Raw genomic sequence first — 16,977 nt, 5'->3', positions numbered from 1 at the left:
CATATGAAAAACGATTTTGAAAGAGACTTCAACTTAGGTGGCTCAATTGAGCGCGCTATCTCAGGGAAATATGACCTCAAGGCTGGGGCTGTGTTCCAAGAAGCGTGGCAGCAAACCATCAAGCATTTTTTGTCTTTCTCTCCTGCAATTATTGCCCTCATTTTTGTGCAAGTGGGTATTTTTTATATCGCACTGCAATTACAACTTGGCGATCCATCCGTTATCTTGCAAGCGTTCCAGGACCCAAGCTTGCTAGATCAGAGCATTTTTCAAGCTATTTTTGTTGCCAACTTTAGTTATGAAGTAGTGAGTGCACCTGTATTTGCAGGTATCTCACTTATGGCAATGAGCCACGCAGCGGGTCTTACAACGAAAACCAGACACATCGGCAAAGGTCTACAGTTTACCGTGCCTGTCATTATCGCTACGCTGTTTAGCTTGATGTTGCAAGGCGTGGTGAGCATGATTTTGCCATTCCTTTCGATGTACCTATCTCTTGCGTTTAGCCAATCTATATTGCTTATCTGCGAGAAAAAGGTTCCGCCACTCCAGTCTTTGCTTTTATCACTGCGTGCGGTAAACAAGAAGATTTTCGTTCTGGCAGGTATCTACACCTTAGTGATGTTGATGTTCATTGTCGGCGCGATGTTCTACGGTATTGGCCTTATCTTTGTATTGCCGTTTTTCTTCCATGTAAAAGGCATTGTTTATCGCGAGATGTTTGGTATCACCCTAAAGATTGTTGCCACTGAAGGTAATGGCTCAAACGACTCTGGTAACGACAGCAACGACGATAACAACGACAATACACCGCCAAGAAACGACGATAAGCCTAATAAGAACCCTGAGGTATTTGATGCGTAGTTCGCATAAATTTCTATCTATAGCTGCGCTCCTGACTGGGAGCGCTTTTTTGTTCCTTTCTGAAAAATCCGCCGATGACCATGAAGATGAAGCCATCACGCTGCCTGCCATCGCGGAAGACAAGCCAGATATCGCGAGCATTACCGATACCAATCAGAAGAAGCAGACTTTTTTTGATTACTTGAGACCCGGAATCGCCATTGAAAACGCGCGAATTGAAAAAGAGCGCAGACGATTACTTGGCATTAAACTAGCGCTGGATGAGCAGTCTCTGACGAGTGAACAACAAGCTACGGCAAAGCGCCTTGGTAAACTCTATTCATTAGAGCCTTCACAGGTGAACTATGATTGGGTCAATGCAATGCTTGAAAGGGTAGATGTTCTTCCTGAAGCACTGGTACTGACGCAAGCGGCTAACGAATCGGCATGGGGAACATCGCGCTTTGCCAACGAAGCCAATAACTATTTTGGTCAATGGTGTTATACGAAGGGATGCGGCCTTGTTCCGTTAAAACGTAGCGAAGGAATGTCGCATGAAGTGGCTAAGTTCAGCTCTCCTCAGCAATCTATCCACGGTTACTTTATGAATGTGAATCGCAACCGCGCTTACCAAGAATTGCGTGATATTCGTGCTGGTATTAGAGATCGAGGTGAAAATTTGTTGTCAGAGACGGCTGCACTGGAACTCACTAATGGATTACTGCGTTATTCGGAGCGGGGTGAGGCATACGTCAAAGACCTGCAAGCCATGATTCGACATAATGACAAGTTCTGGACAACACAATAATAATCAAAGAATTAAACATGAAAGTAGTAAAGTTAGCCCTTTTAGGTTTTGCCGCAGCCACATTTGCGGTTCCCACTCTTGCCCAAGAGTACATGTTCACCTATTCAAAACTGTTTTCACAGATGAAGAACAATGCGAAAGAAGGGCATGAGGATGTGAAGGTAGGTTTCTTCTTTGTCGATGCGGACTCAAAAACCTTGTGTCCTATTGAAAAAGCTTGGATGGAAAAAGAGGAGCATTATGAAGAGTTGCCAGCGAGCCCAATCAATGAACTCGTGGTGCCGCTAGATAACAACCTCAAGTCAGCGAATCCGTTGGTGTTTGTACACACTCCACAAGATCAGCGCTGCGACTTCTCTATGGTGGTGATGACGACCGAACCTATGTCAGGCAAAGTGACTTATGCAGAGGTTGAAAGACTTCTGCCACAAATGCAGGTGATGCTAGAAGATTTAGGAGGCATGTTTGCCAGTTGGTTCACTCCGGATGTTGAAGGTATTACTCTAGAGTTCGCGCCTGATATGGAAGGTGCAATTTCTTATTCTAATGGTGACTCGGTAGCATTAGAAAACGGTAAAGCTCAAGTACGTCTCAGTGATATCGGTGAGGGTGGTTACATGACGCTCCCTGGAGAGACACTTCGTATCCTACCTTACCTTCCTGGCGCTAAATAAGCCTGCGCATCTTTCTAGAATTGTTTGACTCCCAATCGAAAGGGGGTCAAACAACCATTTAATCTTTATCAAAAAGCTCGTATAATCCACGCCCCAGATTATTCCCAGTAGGAAATCCTATCGTCGACATTGTCGGCAATGTGAGAGCACGTGATGAATCAGACAGATACAAGAAAAGAAACCCTAGAGTTCAACAAACTTCAAAAGCGTCTTAGAAGAAATGTTGGCAACGCAATTATCGACTACAACATGATTGAAGAAAATGATGTGGTGATGGCGTGTATCAGTGGTGGTAAAGATTCATTTGCGATGCTGGATATCCTATTGAATCTTCAAAAAGCAGCACCAATCAAGTTTGATGTGGTTGCGGTTAACCTTGATCAGAAACAGCCAGGTTTCCCAGAGCACATCCTGCCAGATTACTTTGAAACACTGAACATTCCTTATTACATCGTTGATAAAGATACGTACTCAGTCGTTAAAGAGAAGATCCCTGAGGGCAAAACGACATGCGGCCTATGCTCGCGTCTTCGTCGTGGAACGCTCTACTCATTTGCTGAGAAAATTGGCGCGACTAAAATTGCACTAGGTCACCACCTTGATGACATTGTGGAAACCATGTTCTTGAACATGTTCCACGGCTCCCGCCTAAAAGCGATGCCTCCTAAGCTTCGTTCTGATGATGGTCGTAACGTGGTGATTCGTCCGCTAACGTACTGCCGTGAAAAAGATCTGATCAAATACGCTGAACATAAAGATTTCCCAATCATTCCTTGTAACCTGTGTGGTTCTCAGGAGAACCTGCAACGTCAGTCGATTAAGGCGATGTTGATTGATTGGGATAAAAAGACCCCGGGTCGCGTTGAAGCTATCTTTAAATCGATTCAAAACGTTAGCCCAAGTCAGTTGGCTGACCGTGAGTTGTTTGATTTCGTAAACCTTCCATTGGATCGTGAAGGCTCACGTGAAGAGTATGAGTTTAGTGAAGCGACGGTTTCGTCGACAAACATCGATGAGTCTATGTTTATTGATGTGACTAATGTTTAGTACACCGCTAGATTGAAGAAAACGCCCCTTATTTGAGGGGCGTTTTTTTATGTTGGTTACATAGAAGTTAAGCTCATTCATCCAAGGCTTGGTGGGTACTCGTGTCATTCCTGTGCAGGCAGGAATCTAATCGAGGCTTGGTGCATGCGTTAAGTAGACCCCTGCCTGCGCAGGGGTGACGAAATACTGGACATGTGATGAGATAATTAAGATTGGCCTGGATCTAGAGGGCTAATATAGCCATCCGGTTTAAGCGCCATGACATCACAATTGATCTTATCAATCACATGCTCTGCTGTATTACCAATAAATACCGCGGACAAACCAGTGCGACCAGTAGTACCAAGAATCACCATGCCAGCATCCAGCTGACGAGCTACATCCGGAATGATGTCTTCTGGCAATCCTTGCTCAACGATCGTTTGGTCTTCGGCATAACCATGTTTTTGACGCAGCGCTTTCATAGCCGTCAAATGGTGACCGCGAACAGCGTCGGTGTAGGTTGCTGGATCGAACTCTGGAAGCTCAATAGTGATGTTTGCAGGTGTAACCGGGTAGGCGTTAACGAGATAGCCCGTTGCGTCGAGACGTTCGGTTAAGCTATCAAGTTGCTTCACCATACAATCATTCAAATCGATGTGGGTTGGGTTTTCTGAGCCAACGTGAACCGATGCAATAATATTGGCTTTCTCTGACCAATCGGCATTCTTAACTAACAAAACAGGTACTGGGCATTTACGAAGTAAGTGCCAATCTGTTGGTGTGAAAATCACCGACTCGAGAATGTCGTGTTTGCGAGTGGCTTTGATGACAATATCTTGCTGTCCCTCAAAAACTTCCTCCACGATCGCTACATAGGGTCTGTTATGCCAAACAACCGTAACGTCGAAATCGAAGCTGTCATCGAGGTGAGGTTTAGCGACACTTCTCATCCATTCTTCACGTTGGTGTATTACACCACGCCTCATTGCGTCACGTTCTTCATGTGACAACATAGAAGTCATGTCGTAAGAGAAATCGTAGATAGATAAGAAGAAACGAATGTGGCTCCTGGATTTGCTCTTCTTAGCAAGCTGAACCGCACGAGCAAGGGCAGGCTGCTCATCGCTATTAAGATTCGCTACGACGAGGATTTTACTGTAGATGCTCATAGATACTCCCTACCTAATTGGGCTATTACCTATAAACACTTTAGCGCAAATCTATGAATTTTTTTAGAAAAATTGAATTTTAAAGGGAAGAAAATTTGAAGTGGCTCATTGTAGAGCCACTTAGGAAAGGTTGCGACAATTAGTGAGCTGACGAGCTTATTCTTTAGAAACGCCGGCCATTTCCATCAGTGCATCATGGTCGATGATAGTGATGTATTTGCCTTTAACACTCAGTACTTCTGCTTTTTGGAAGCGGCCAAGTAGGCGGCTGATGGTCTCAACCGTTAGACCCAAATAGTTACCGATGTCACCGCGAGTCATAGTCAAGCGGAACTCCCTTGGGCTAAATCCACGTTGTGAGAAGCGAGTTGATAGGTTGTATAGGAAAGCAGCAAGACGCTCTTCAGCATTCTTCTTAGAAAGCAGCAAAATCATTTCTTGATCGCCTTTGATTTCATTCGACATCAAACGCATGATTTGCTGGCGAAGTTTCGGCATTTTGCCTGAAAGGTCATCTAGAATTTCGTAAGGAATTTCGCACACCATCGAAGTTTCAAGAGCTTGCGCAAAGCTTGGGTGTTCATCACCGGTGATGGCATCAAAACCCACTAGGTCGCCAGCTAGGTGGAAAGCAGTGATCTGCTCGTCGCCTTGTTCGGTAATGGTGTAACTTTTAATTGTCCCTGAGCGGATAGCATAAAGTGACTTCAATTCGTCACCTGCTTTGAATAGCTCTTGGCCTTTTTGGATCGGCTTTTTACGCTCAATGATTTGGTCTAGTTGATCAAGCTCAGATTCGTTGAGAGTAAAGGGGATGCAGAGCTGACTAATGCTGCAATCTTGGCAATGAATCGCACAGCCGCCAGACTGAACACGTTTTGCTACAGGCTTTTCAGAAATCATAACAACCTTTCACTATTTGATGTACATCAAGATTTTATCATTCATTACCCCCAAAGGGTAGCTAAAAAATCAATGATAAAACAATCATCTATTAGTTTGCGCTAAAAATCATCACCGACTCGTAACCTGTATATAGTCCATAAAAGAGTATCGAAACTGCGGCGATGTTGCGGAAAATAAGTGAATTTTGCAGGGATTTTAATTTTGTAGCGCTCGTGCCTACCAACAACATAGCGGGCAAGGTACCAAGACCAAAAGCTAACATGGTGGCGCCACCGCCCAATGCACTTCCAGATACGGCTGCCCAGGTTAATACCGAGTAGACAAGGCCGCATGGTAACCAGCCCCATAAAAAACCAAACGGTATGGCATGAGAACTGTGTTTTAGTGGCAGTAGTTCATTGGCGAGAGGCGAGATACGCTTCCATAACGACTGACCCAGAGCTTCAACCTTTAGTAGTCCATTCCACCATCGCCCAACATAGAAAGCGAGCAACACCATAAACAAAGCGGCGATGATACGAACAAACGCAAGCGATTGATTGAACTGGGAAAGCGATGCAATCCCTGCAATCGTTCCGCCCACAACACTACCGATCAACGTGTAACTTAGCAAACGGCCAAGGTTGTAATTGATTATAAGTGCGGTGGGGGTTTTATTCGATTGTCCAATGGAAAGAAGGGATGCAATACCACCGCACATTCCCATGCAGTGGCCTGCTCCTAAAAGGCCGATGGTAAAAGCACCAACTAGGTCAAGATTCACGCGAGTCTTCCTGTTTCGGCTTGTGACTCGCTTGTTTTGCTTTAGCTTGTTGGTCGGTGTCTTCGTCAAACAAAATATTGTGGCCTTGACGTTCTAGGTCTTCAAATTGTTCGCTTTTCACCGCCCATAAGAAGATGGCAACAGCCACACACACCAAAACAATGGCGATGGGAATGAGGATATAGATGCTTTCCATGTTACTTACCTTCTTCTTTAAGCAAGCGTAGCGAGTTTGAAACGACAATAATGGAGCTTGCTGACATGCCCACAACCGCAATGTAAGGCGCGACGAGTCCTGCGACTGCTAATGGTAGAATCAAAACATTATACCCTAAAGACCAAGCTAAGTTCTCTCTGATGATCTTGCGAGTTCTTAACGCGAGTTCGCGAGCAGTGAGTATTTTATCCAACCTGTCACCCAATAAAACAAGATCAGCAGAAGCCTTGGCAACATCGGTACCACCACCCATAGCTATAGATAGATGAGCGCCGGCTAGAGTCGGAGCATCATTAATGCCATCACCAATCATCATAGTTATGTCATCAGAATCGAGAGATTTGAGGTAATTCAGTTTATCGCTAGGTGAAGCACTGGCAATGACGTCATCAATACCGACTTCTTTCGCGACGGGCTCGGCGTTGGAGAGTGTATCACCAGTAAGTAGTGTTGTTTTCACACCGGCTTCACGCATCTTGTTGATAAATTCGACCGCTTCTTTACGAATTGGGTCACGATACTCGAATGTTGCTACATGTTGACCATCTATAGACATATAAACGCTGTTTAGAGCAGCATCGTCACGTCCTAATACATAGTGCGCGTTACCAATTTTAACCAGCTTACCATCAATGATACCTTGCAAACCTGAGCCGATAACGTTTTCTACATCTGTCACCAAAACTGAATGGTTCAGGTATGGTTTGAATGCACGAGCAATAGGGTGGTTGGCGTGACTTTCTAGGGATGCAGCAATGCTCAGGAACTCTACTTCAGATTGATCACCAAAAGCGTGCGTACGAGCAATTTCAATGTCCCCATGAGTGAGAGTACCCGTCTTGTCGACAACGAGATGGTTAACTTTGCACAAGGTTTCAAATACGTGTCCGCGTCGAGATAGAATACCTAACGTCCCCATACGCGAACTTGAACAAGTGATTGCGGTCGGCGTAGCTAATGATAGAGCACAAGGGCAGGTTGCTACGAGCACAGACAGCATGATCCAAAACGCATCATCAGGTTCCGTTTGATGCCAGAACAACCATGTGCCTGCAGCAATTACGAGTATGATAGCAACAAAGTAACGTGCCACGATGTCAGCGATTTCGGCAATTTTAGGCTTGCTCAATTGGGCTTCATCTTGCAATCGAACAATGCTAGAAATCATTGAGTCGGCTTTGGTGGAGCGCACTTCAAGATCAAAGGCTTCATCACCATTTAGCGTACCGGCATAGACAAAGTCGTCTTTGCCTTTTACAACCGGTAGTGATTCACCCGTTAGCATTGATTCATCGATGTGAATACGGCCATTAAGTACGACACCATCCGCTGGAATGTGCTCCCCAGGTAATACTTTTATTTGATCGCCAATTTGAAGCGACTTAACCGGGACTTGTTCACCATTGAGTTTATTGGCAATGGCAGGAATGAGCTTTAGAAGGTTCCCACTTGCCGCGGCGGCTTTTCTTCGCGCTCGCATCTCTAAATAACGGCCAATCAGTAAGAAGAACGTAAACATCGAGATAGACTCGAAGAACACTTCCCCTTGTTCTGTGACGGTCGCGACTAAACTCGCTACATAAGCGAATATCAGAGCAATAGAGACAGGGACATCCATGCCAAGGGTTCGCCCTTTGATACTTCGCCAAGCATTGATATAGAACGGAAGAGCAGAGTAGAGGAGAACAGGCGTTGCGAAAATCAAGCTAACCCAACGGAAATAACTTTTGAACTCAGGTTCAAGGTTACCAAATACTTCTAGATACAGGGCTACTGCCAGCATCATCACTTGCATGGTCGCAAGGCCAGCAATACCCAATCGATATAGGTATTGCTTCATTGTGGCATGATAAGCCGCTTCTTGCTTGTCTGCCTCAAACGGTGCAGCTTTGTAGCCGAGGGTATGGATAGAGGAGAGTAACTGACTGAGTTGGGTGGCAGTTTTGTCCCATTTAAGGAGAGCACGGTTTGTCGTGGTGTTAACCCGAATAGAAACAACACCAGGCTCGACGGACATGCGCTTTTCTATTAACCAAGCACAGGCTGCACAGGCAACCCCCTCAAGTGACAATGTCACTTCCTTGGTGTCTTCGTGATTCCTTACAAACTCAGCTTGCACATCTTCATTGTCGTAATGAATGAGTGCTCTTAGCTGCTCGGGCACTAAATCAGCCTTCTCTGCTGTGGTAGTGCGATATTGGTAGTAGGAGACTAAGCCACTATCGACAATCGTTTGAGCCACACTTTCGCAGCCGGGACAACACATCTCCCGGTCTGCACCTAAAATTTCTACGTTGAAGTTCGTGTTGGCTGGTACATCTTCACCGCAGTGATAACACGTCTTACTCATAATTTAATCTAACAACACTACATCAGTTTCAGTTGGGAATGTTACTCGGCCTTGAACCATCCAAGCTTGGTCATGTGGTTGTAGCTCTACAAACCAAGGACCTTGAACATCGTGATCAAGTGTTAGTCGGTAGGTGCCTTTAGCATCTGCAGTGACAAGCTTTTCAAAATCACGGTCCGGCAGTGTGCGATGGGTAAACGTAGCAGTAAGAGCAGGGAAGTGAGGCAATTGACCTTTTTGGAACTTAATCAAAATAGTATCGCCTGCTGACGATACCGCTGCATTGAGTTCAAGCTCTCTAGCAACGTTTATCTTGGTTAAATCAACATTAATCCCTTTTCCTTTTTTATAGTAATCCTCGGCAACTAAGCTGACTTGGTTGTCCATTAACAGCGAGATTCGATAACCAGTTCCGATCACAACAGACAGAGGCAACGCGATTAGAAACCACGGCCAGAATTGTTTATACCAAGGCTTTACCATAAAAAAGTTCTCAACAGCTGACTAAGAAAGAAATTATAATTTATCTAGAAAAGACAGCCCCTTACAAGGGGCTGTTATTGAAATGTTACTTATTTGTCGGAATTACTTAGGCTCCAAACGTACGCTGATACTAGCTGTACTTTTTCTTCACCTAGGATGTCTTTCCATGCTGGCATTACACCCGAGCGACCATTCATAACGGTTTCTGTTACAGCCGCGCGAGAATCGCCAAATAACCATACTTGGTCGGTAAGATCTGGCGCTCCGACAGCAGGGTTGCCCTTACCATCTGTACCATGACACGCTGCACACACGACGAAACGAGCTTTACCCGCTTCTGCTTCACGGGCGTTCACTTTACGACCTGAAAGGCTTAACGTGTAGCTAACGACTTCACGTACGCCATCTTCACCAAGGGCATCTTTCCAACCCGGCATCTGACCAACGCGGCCGTGCAGCAGCGTTGTCACGATTGCCTCAGGCTCACCGCCGTATAGCCATGCATTGTCCGTTAGGTTAGGGAAGCCAGTTTGACCGCGAGCATCCGAACCGTGACATTGTGAACAGTTTTGTAGGAACAAACGTTGACCTACTTTAATTGCTTCACTGTCGGTAGCAATTTCAGGGATAGGGCGTAGCGCACCATCCGATGTTTTTGCTAGGCGGTTAAATGCTTCACCGAAGTAGGCATCTGCGTCATCAAGCTCTTTTGCGTACTGAACAAGAGTTTTGTTTTCTTGAGCAGCGGCAATAGAGGCTTTTGACTCTTCAAGTGAGCGTACGGTTTGATCCGAACTTTGCCAGCCAAGAAGACCCTTGTAGTTACCCAAGCCTGGGTACATAGCAAGGTAAATAGCGGCAAAGATGAACGTACCGACAAACAAATAAGTCCACCACTTAGGCAGTGGGTTGTTCAACTCACGAATACCATCGTATTCGTGACCCATATCTTCGCCTTCTTCGACACCCATTTTGTCGCGAACACACCAATATAGGATCGCTGCACAACCAACCAGCGTACCGACTGTGATGACAATAATCCATAGACTCCAGAATGTAGTCATTACTTAGTCACTCCTTTTTCTTCGGAGGTGGCTTTTTGTTCGTCAGCGAACACTAAGTTTGCATCTTCTTCAAAGCGTGCTTTGCGGCTTTTGCCAAAGGCCCACCACACAACACCAATGAAGCTTGCGAACAACACTATGGTCCAAATACTGTGAATAGTACCGATATCCATAAGCCCCTCCTTATTTCATCGCATGGCCTAAAGATTGAAGATAAGCAATGATGGCATCCATCTCTGTTTTACCTTCTACGTCTTTAGCCGCGTTTGCGATTTGCTCATCCGTGTATGGAACGCCAAACTGGTTACGGAAGATTTCTAGTTTCTTCTGTGTCAATTTGCCATCCAGTACGTTTTCCTCTAGCCAAGGGAAACCTGGCATGTTTGATTCTGGAACCAATTCGCGAGGATCGATTAGGTGAACTCGGTGCCACTCATCAGAGTAACGTCCACCAACACGGGCGAGATCTGGGCCAGTACGCTTAGAACCCCATAGGAATGGGTGTTCCCAAACGCTTTCACCAGCGACAGAGTAGTGACCGTAACGCTCAGTTTCTGAACGGAAAGGACGGATCATTTGGCTGTGACAAACGTTACAACCTTCACGAATGTAGATATCGCGACCTTCCATTTCCAGTGCACTGTACGCACGAAGATTTTTCACAGGTTCAGTAGTTTGCTTTTGGAAAATCAACGGAGTGATTTCAACAAGCGCGCCTAAACTGATTGCGAATACGATTAAAATAGCCAGTAAGCCAACGTTACGTTCAACGACTTCATGGCGATTGTTAGAGTTTGAGCTCATCTTTAATCTCCTTAAGCCGGTTGAGGGGCAGCTTTCAAGCTACCTTTAGCTGCTGTTACTGTCTTGTACGTGTTGTATGCCATTAAGAACATACCCGCTAAGAAGATGAAGCCGCCAACAAAACGAACGAAGTAGAACGGGTACGACGCTTGTACAGATTCAACGAAGCTGTAGGTTAGCGTACCGTCCGAGTTAACTGCACGCCACATCAGACCTTGCATAACACCAGAGATCCACATCGCAACGATGTACAGAACTGTACCGATAGTTGCTAGCCAGAAGTGGGTGTTAATAAGGCCGACAGAGTACATACGCTCTTGACCGAATAGGCGAGGTACTAGGTGGTAAACAGAACCGATGGAAACCATCGCAACCCAACCTAAAGCACCTGAGTGCACGTGACCGATTGTCCAGTCGGTGTAGTGAGACAGAGCGTTAACCGTCTTAATAGACATCATCGGACCTTCAAACGTTGACATACCGTAGAACGATAGGGAAACGATCAAGAAACGAAGAATTGGGTCGTAACGCAGCTTGTGCCAAGCACCTGACAGCGTCATGATACCGTTGATCATACCACCCCAAGACGGAGCAAATAGAACCAAAGACATCACCATACCTAGAGACTGAGTCCAGTCTGGTAGAGCTGTATAGTGTAGGTGGTGAGGACCAGCCCAAATATACAGAGAGACAAGCGCCCAGAAGTGAACGATCGATAGACGGTAAGAGTAAACAGGACGTTCAGCTTGCTTTGGTACGAAGTAGTACATCATACCCAAGAAACCGGCTGTAAGAAGGAAACCTACCGCGTTGTGGCCGTACCACCATTGAACCATCGCATCGACGGCCCCTGAATAGACGGAGTAAGATTTACCCATCGATACAGGAATTGCCATACTGTTCACAATGTGAAGTACTGCAACGGTGATGATGAACGCACCAAAGAACCAGTTCGCTACATAGATATGTGACGTTTTACGCTTGATGAGCGTTCCGAAGAACACAATAGCGTAAGACACCCATACCACTGCAATAGCGATATCGATTGGCCATTCTAATTCTGCATACTCTTTACCTGAGGTAAAACCTAACGGCAGAGTAATTGCAGCGGCTAAAATAATTGCTTGCCATCCCCAAAAGGTGAATGCGACAAGAGGGCCTCCAAATAATCTCGTTTGACAGGTACGCTGCACAACATAATAAGACGTTGCAAACAGAGCACTGGTACCAAACGCAAAGATTACCGCATTAGTATGCAAAGGACGTAAACGACTGTACGTCAACCACGGCGTATCAAAGTTGAGCTGTGGCCAAACTAATTGAGCGGCAATCAAAACACCTACTGCCATACCAACAATACCCCAGAGAATCGTCACTAATGTGAACTGGCGTACTACGGTATAGTTGTAGACTTGTTCAAGCTGCTTTTCTTGGCTCATTAACATGCTTCCAATTTTCTAATTAACTACACTTTACTTCCAACACGACACATGTCGTAATGCTACCCAACCCATCAAAAGAACTAACGTTGAATCAGAACGTTACTTCTCTTGCCGGATTTAACAAAAAGTAGCATTTTCAAGCGACAATAATACTTCAATTAACAAATCAAGAACAGGGTAGTAACCTTACACTTGGTCTGGTTTATGACCATTTATTTCAAAACTTTGAAGTTTGTTACACGGAGAACTCGTCACAATGGCAGCACAGAAGCTAACAAAAGCAAGGTTTGTACAAATAATCATCATGATGTTGGTGCTCATTGCCGCATTTAGTTACCGTACGATGACGCACGATGTGACCAATACGGTAGATTGTTCAGTTAACGAACAGTGCGAGCTGAAAGTGGGAGAGGAAAACATCACATTTTTGTATCATTCTTCGACAAAGGTGCTGAACGTCACAAAATCAGAACTTTTAACATTTAAAGTTCTAAATATGGATGATGTGTTAATGAAATCGGTCAAACAATCAACACTTGAAGGTGTTGAGGCGCCGGTTACTATCACAGTAACTTCGTCATCTGGTGAATCAAGACAAGTCGTTATTCGCTAGTTTCGAAAAGTGCTTACAGCATCACCCCATAGCGTTCATTACTTTATCCGGCAGACCAAAGTACTTCTGGTTGCCATCAGGCTCTAACAATAAGCAATGAGTGGAGCTGGTGATGAGCGCAGGATCCATCGTTGTGTACACCACGGTCTTATCTTTTAACGCTCCGGTGAAGAGTTGATTTAAATACCCAGCGTGCTCTGCCTCACATCCGACAAAAGGCTCATCAATAATGAACAGGTTCTGCGACATGTCGCCAAGACCGATCGCTATTTTCAGCTTTTGAATGACGCCACTGGGGAGATTCTTAAGTACATCGGTATTTAAGTGAGTATCCAGCCCATCACAAAACCATTTAGAAAGCGCGAGAAGGTTAAAGGTGTAGTTCATTTGCGATTCCGAGATCACTCCGTTGTGCAGAACATAGTTCGATCGAATAGACCCCTCAAAAAGGTGCATATCAAACGGAATGAAATTAATCGCCTTTCTGTAGCGATAGTTGTTGAACTGTTTGATATTGTAACCATCGATATAAACCGCACCTTGATAACGCTCTTCTAGGCCAGCAATGATCATCAGCAGCGTTGTTTTACCGCTACCCGCAGGACCAGAAATGGCGGTTTTACTCCCGGGCATGAGCTTAAACCCTAAGTTAGTTAACCCAGTTTGCGCACCTTGATATCGATGTGTGATGCCGCTACCCACCACTTCACCGACGAACTTACGAATAGGCGGACTTTTCTCAAGCGACGTTTTGTCGTCGTTAAGCGACATGAGTGCATTGATCTGAGCTGCTGAAGATTTGATGGTTTGAAACTTGGTAATGGAGTTATATATGCCCATGATCGGACCGAGTGCTTTCCAAACCAAAATGACCGTCGCTAACATAGCGCCGGCATCAGAGTTGCCATCCATCACAGTAATAACGGCGGTAACAATCGAGGCCGTACCAATCGCCTGAATTAGGCCGCCACCAATCGCTTGAATTTTACTGTTAGTCATTGCAACGTGCGCAGCGTCATTTGAACTCTGTTCGTGGGATGCATTGAATCGAGACTGAATAACACGAAGAAGAGGAAGTCCCTGTATTGTATTAATACCGCGAAGTAGTTCGTTCCATTGATAAGAGACCATCGCGTTTGCTCTAGAGCTGTTGGCCGTCGCTTGAGAATAGATATAACGCGAATAGATACAGAACACGATCATTAGGAATATGCCCGCTAAGACCGTAAGTGCAGCGTATCCAGAGAGAATGGTCACCGCTAAAATGAAAATTACGATAAACGGCATATCGAAGTAACTCAGTGTCGCTTCAGCGGTGACGAGCTTTCTGAACTGATCGATATCTTTTAAGCGCGCCAACTGAGACGAAACACCGGCAGAAGAGGTCATAGAGTAGGGAAGCCATAATAATTTTGCGATCACATTGCGGGAGATGTGAACCGCCAAATCTTGTCCTGAGGTGGCGAGAATGTTCATCCTAACTTTTTTTACGGCATATTCAGCAAAACCTAGGAAGACAGCAAACAGGGTCAGCCAATACAATGTAGAAACAGAACTAGAAGCGAGCGCGAAGTTATACACGCTCATGATAAAGAATGGCTGCAAAGCACCGAAAATATTGATAACCAGAGAAAGGAAGATCAGACTTTTAAACTCATCGTTATAGCGATAGAACGCATACTTGATCCAGTTGGACTTATCTTGTGACTCAGGTGGCGGCTCTCGGAACAGCTTAGAATACTCAGAGATAACGGTAATTGAGTATGTTGCATCAACCAATGTCACCGTAACGCTATTATTGTTCTTGTAATCAAACAGCGTAGCAACGCCATCGCGCACAGAAAGAAGTATCGCTTCAAGCTTATCTAGCTCGATAAAGCAGGGTAAATGTAACCCCTGCGTTTGGGCAAGCTCGGCTTTTTCATATTTAGTGGTGCGGCATTGATAGCCGAGTCGTGTTAACGTCGCCTCAAAACCGTCTGAATCTGACTCCCCAGGCATAAACGCATCAGATAAGAGTTCGGGCGTACCTTCCCATTCCATAGCGATAAGCGTATAGGCCAGCCCCCTAAGTAAAGGGGAGCCTTGGTAGCGCTCCTGAAACTGGTCTGACTCAAAATCGGAGAGTCGTTGCCCGATGTTGTTGAAGTCGACAAGAATACTCATGCTGCTACCTCTTCACCGGTTAATCGAATCGACTTGAGGCCATACTTTCTGCTGTCGAGTTTGTTACTTACAATAATTAGGAACTGTTGGTTTGCTTTGGGTATTAGTGTTGAAACCACTCGTTCGCCAAAAGCGGTGTCAAAAACTGCGTCGATATCATCCAGCACAAGTAATTTTTTTTGGCTTAGCATCGCCCGCACTATTAAGAGAGCGTACTGAACCTGCCTCGAAACAGGTGCGTTTTTGTTTCCGGTAAGTTGAGTGTAGAAACCATCGGTAAGCGCATCGATTTCATGTTTGATGCCAAGGTTCTTACAAATGGTAAACGCAGCACTGTTTAAGATCGGCCTGAAACACGTCAGGTTATCGATGATGGTTCCTTCAACAAAGGTACTGTTTCCATCTACTCTATGGACTGCTTCACGCCAAGTATGATAGTGAATATCATGAAGAGGCTTGTGATTAATGTAGATTTCTGATTTTTCACATTCAACATCTCGTGTGAGACAGCGAGTAATGTGACTCTTGCCACTGCCAGAGAGCCCTCGAATAACCGTTGGTCTACCTAGTGTGAACTCGATTCGCTGTCCTGTAGAGAGTTTCACCTCTATGAGATTGCCAATATTTTGATCAACTGGAGCGGGGAGTAACTCATCCTGACTATCAACTTGCGCTATATCTCGTTGCTGTTTGTATTCCAACTCCAATAACTCAGACACTTTCTCTATGTGCAGTTTATTAAGCTTCCAGCGGCCAATCGTACGCATAACTTGTTGATAAGGAGCAAAGTATCGGTTGGTTAGCATGATAATGGCCGCCATTACACCCTGACTTGCTGCCAGGTTAATCACTGACATCGCGAGCAGTACCACAACGCAAGCTATAGACAGTTGCTGAATCAGCGCAAGTACCAAGTTAAACTGAGACTCTAAATTTTCGTACTCAATATTTTTACTCTCTCGCTCTTTGACCATATCGGTCATTAGGCTCTCTAAACGGTACTCCATAGTGCGGCTTTTATTGTCTAGAGGACTTGAAACAATCTCTATGATTTTGGAGTTGGTAAGACCTTCAATTTCAGATTTCTCTTCAAGCGTCACAATCTTTCGATTGGAAATACGCAGCGCGGCGACATAGAGAATGATTGAAGCCACGACCAACGTTAGACCCGCACCAACATTGATAAGGCCAATAATGATGATGGTTATAACACTAACTACCGCGTTGATGGCAGCTCGTACGGTTTCCCCACCGAAGAAGCTTTTAATCTCTGGAATAGTAGAAATACGCTCTAAGTACTGACCTGGCTCGAGTTGATTAAACCTGTTTATTTCAGCCAAACACACAGACTTAAACACACGGTTGGTCAAATCGCTTTCAAAGTCCTTCATCAGTGTCGACGTGATCACTTCTTCTTGTTTCTTGAGTAAGTAGTCCAGATAGATAGCAACAAGAATGATCGCGAATAGTAAGGAGAGGGTATCTTTGGCTTGGTTGGGTAAAACACGGTCAAAGATGATCAAGATAGAAAAGGGTAAGACCAAAGCAAACAGAGTCGACATGACGGTCGAAAAGGTGAGATACACCTTATCGGCAAAAGTGATTCGTTGGGAGAAATGCTCACTACTCATCGACCTGTCCTATTG

At 45.1% G+C, this 16,977-nt stretch carries 17 protein-coding genes; 5 read left to right on the top strand and 12 right to left on the bottom strand.

Annotated features, from left to right (window positions below):
- Positions 1–3: 3 nt before the first annotated feature.
- The 4 genes from PG915_RS08800 to ttcA all read left to right on the top strand — a co-directional run bounded on the left by PG915_RS08800 (position 4) and on the right by ttcA (position 3,372).
- A complete protein-coding gene (locus PG915_RS08800) occupies positions 4–864 on the top strand; it encodes a hypothetical protein (protein WP_353496183.1) in 861 nt (286 codons plus the stop codon).
- Entirely contained in the window at positions 857–1,651 is a 795-nt protein-coding gene (locus tag PG915_RS08795) for a glucosaminidase domain-containing protein (protein ID WP_353496182.1), read from the top strand. The genes PG915_RS08800 and PG915_RS08795 overlap by 8 nt, the downstream gene beginning before the upstream one ends.
- Positions 1,652–1,668: 17 nt before the next feature.
- Positions 1,669–2,325 carry a DUF2987 domain-containing protein gene (locus tag PG915_RS08790; RefSeq protein WP_353496181.1) on the top strand — a complete coding sequence of 219 codons (657 nt, stop codon included), beginning with the start codon at positions 1,669–1,671 and terminating at the stop codon, positions 2,323–2,325.
- A gap of 153 nt (positions 2,326–2,478) precedes the next feature.
- Positions 2,479–3,372: a tRNA 2-thiocytidine(32) synthetase TtcA gene (gene ttcA / locus PG915_RS08785; RefSeq protein ID WP_353496180.1), complete on the top strand. Its 894-nt coding sequence runs from the start codon at positions 2,479–2,481 to the stop codon at positions 3,370–3,372.
- A 206-nt stretch (positions 3,373–3,578) separates the two neighbouring features.
- Here ttcA and uspE read toward each other — a convergent pair whose 3' ends face one another.
- From uspE to ccoN, 10 genes are all read right to left on the bottom strand, one after another.
- Positions 3,579–4,523: a universal stress protein UspE gene (gene uspE, locus PG915_RS08780; protein ID WP_353496179.1), complete on the bottom strand. Its 945-nt coding sequence runs from the start codon at positions 4,521–4,523 to the stop codon at positions 3,579–3,581.
- A gap of 156 nt (positions 4,524–4,679) precedes the next feature.
- Positions 4,680–5,426 carry an FNR family transcription factor gene (locus PG915_RS08775; protein ID WP_112460197.1) on the bottom strand — a complete coding sequence of 249 codons (747 nt, stop codon included), beginning with the start codon at positions 5,424–5,426 and terminating at the stop codon, positions 4,680–4,682.
- Positions 5,427–5,517: 91 nt separating this feature from the next.
- Positions 5,518–6,192, bottom strand: coding sequence for a sulfite exporter TauE/SafE family protein (locus tag PG915_RS08770; RefSeq protein ID WP_353496178.1), 675 nt, complete (start codon positions 6,190–6,192; stop codon positions 5,518–5,520).
- Positions 6,182–6,388, bottom strand: a complete 207-nt coding sequence (ccoS, locus tag PG915_RS08765; RefSeq protein ID WP_353496177.1) for a cbb3-type cytochrome oxidase assembly protein CcoS — start codon at positions 6,386–6,388, stop codon at positions 6,182–6,184. The genes PG915_RS08770 and ccoS overlap by 11 nt, the downstream gene beginning before the upstream one ends.
- Position 6,389: 1 nt before the next feature.
- A complete protein-coding gene (locus PG915_RS08760; RefSeq protein ID WP_353496176.1) occupies positions 6,390–8,759 on the bottom strand; it encodes a heavy metal translocating P-type ATPase in 2,370 nt (789 codons plus the stop codon).
- Between the two features lie 3 nt (positions 8,760–8,762).
- On the bottom strand, positions 8,763–9,242 hold the full coding sequence (locus tag PG915_RS08755) for a FixH family protein (protein WP_353496175.1): 480 nt from the start codon (positions 9,240–9,242) through the stop codon (positions 8,763–8,765).
- An 89-nt stretch (positions 9,243–9,331) separates the two neighbouring features.
- Entirely contained in the window at positions 9,332–10,306 is a 975-nt protein-coding gene (gene ccoP / locus PG915_RS08750; RefSeq protein ID WP_353496174.1) for a cytochrome-c oxidase, cbb3-type subunit III, read from the bottom strand.
- The gene (locus PG915_RS08745) at positions 10,306–10,479 is read right to left on the bottom strand and encodes a cbb3-type cytochrome oxidase subunit 3 (RefSeq protein WP_042501559.1); all 174 of its coding nucleotides are present in this window, start codon (positions 10,477–10,479) and stop codon (positions 10,306–10,308) included. The genes ccoP and PG915_RS08745 overlap by 1 nt, the downstream gene beginning before the upstream one ends.
- Positions 10,480–10,489: 10 nt before the next feature.
- Positions 10,490–11,110, bottom strand: coding sequence for a cytochrome-c oxidase, cbb3-type subunit II (ccoO, locus tag PG915_RS08740; RefSeq protein ID WP_103879746.1), 621 nt, complete (start codon positions 11,108–11,110; stop codon positions 10,490–10,492).
- A gap of 11 nt (positions 11,111–11,121) precedes the next feature.
- Positions 11,122–12,549, bottom strand: a complete 1,428-nt coding sequence (gene ccoN, locus PG915_RS08735; protein ID WP_042501564.1) for a cytochrome-c oxidase, cbb3-type subunit I — start codon at positions 12,547–12,549, stop codon at positions 11,122–11,124.
- Between the two features lie 259 nt (positions 12,550–12,808).
- On the opposite strand from ccoN, the gene PG915_RS08730 reads away from it, so the two are divergent.
- Positions 12,809–13,165 carry a hypothetical protein gene (locus tag PG915_RS08730; RefSeq protein ID WP_353496173.1) on the top strand — a complete coding sequence of 119 codons (357 nt, stop codon included), beginning with the start codon at positions 12,809–12,811 and terminating at the stop codon, positions 13,163–13,165.
- 21 nt (positions 13,166–13,186) lie between these two features.
- Here the strand turns inward: PG915_RS08730 and PG915_RS08725 are convergent, their stop codons facing one another.
- Positions 13,187–15,331: an ATP-binding cassette domain-containing protein gene (locus PG915_RS08725; RefSeq protein ID WP_353496172.1), complete on the bottom strand. Its 2,145-nt coding sequence runs from the start codon at positions 15,329–15,331 to the stop codon at positions 13,187–13,189.
- Positions 15,328–16,962 (bottom strand): ATP-binding cassette domain-containing protein, encoded by a 1,635-nt coding sequence (locus PG915_RS08720; protein ID WP_353496171.1) that lies wholly within the window; start codon positions 16,960–16,962, stop codon positions 15,328–15,330. The genes PG915_RS08725 and PG915_RS08720 overlap by 4 nt, the downstream gene beginning before the upstream one ends.
- Positions 16,963–16,977 lie beyond the last annotated feature (15 nt).

Origin of the sequence: Vibrio sp. CB1-14, from assembly GCF_040412085.2 — a bacterium.
In the GTDB taxonomy this organism is placed as follows: Bacteria; Pseudomonadota; Gammaproteobacteria; order Enterobacterales; family Vibrionaceae; genus Vibrio; species Vibrio chaetopteri.
The sequence above is the reverse complement of the archived record's forward strand: the minus strand, read 5'-3'. Positions and strand labels throughout refer to the sequence as shown.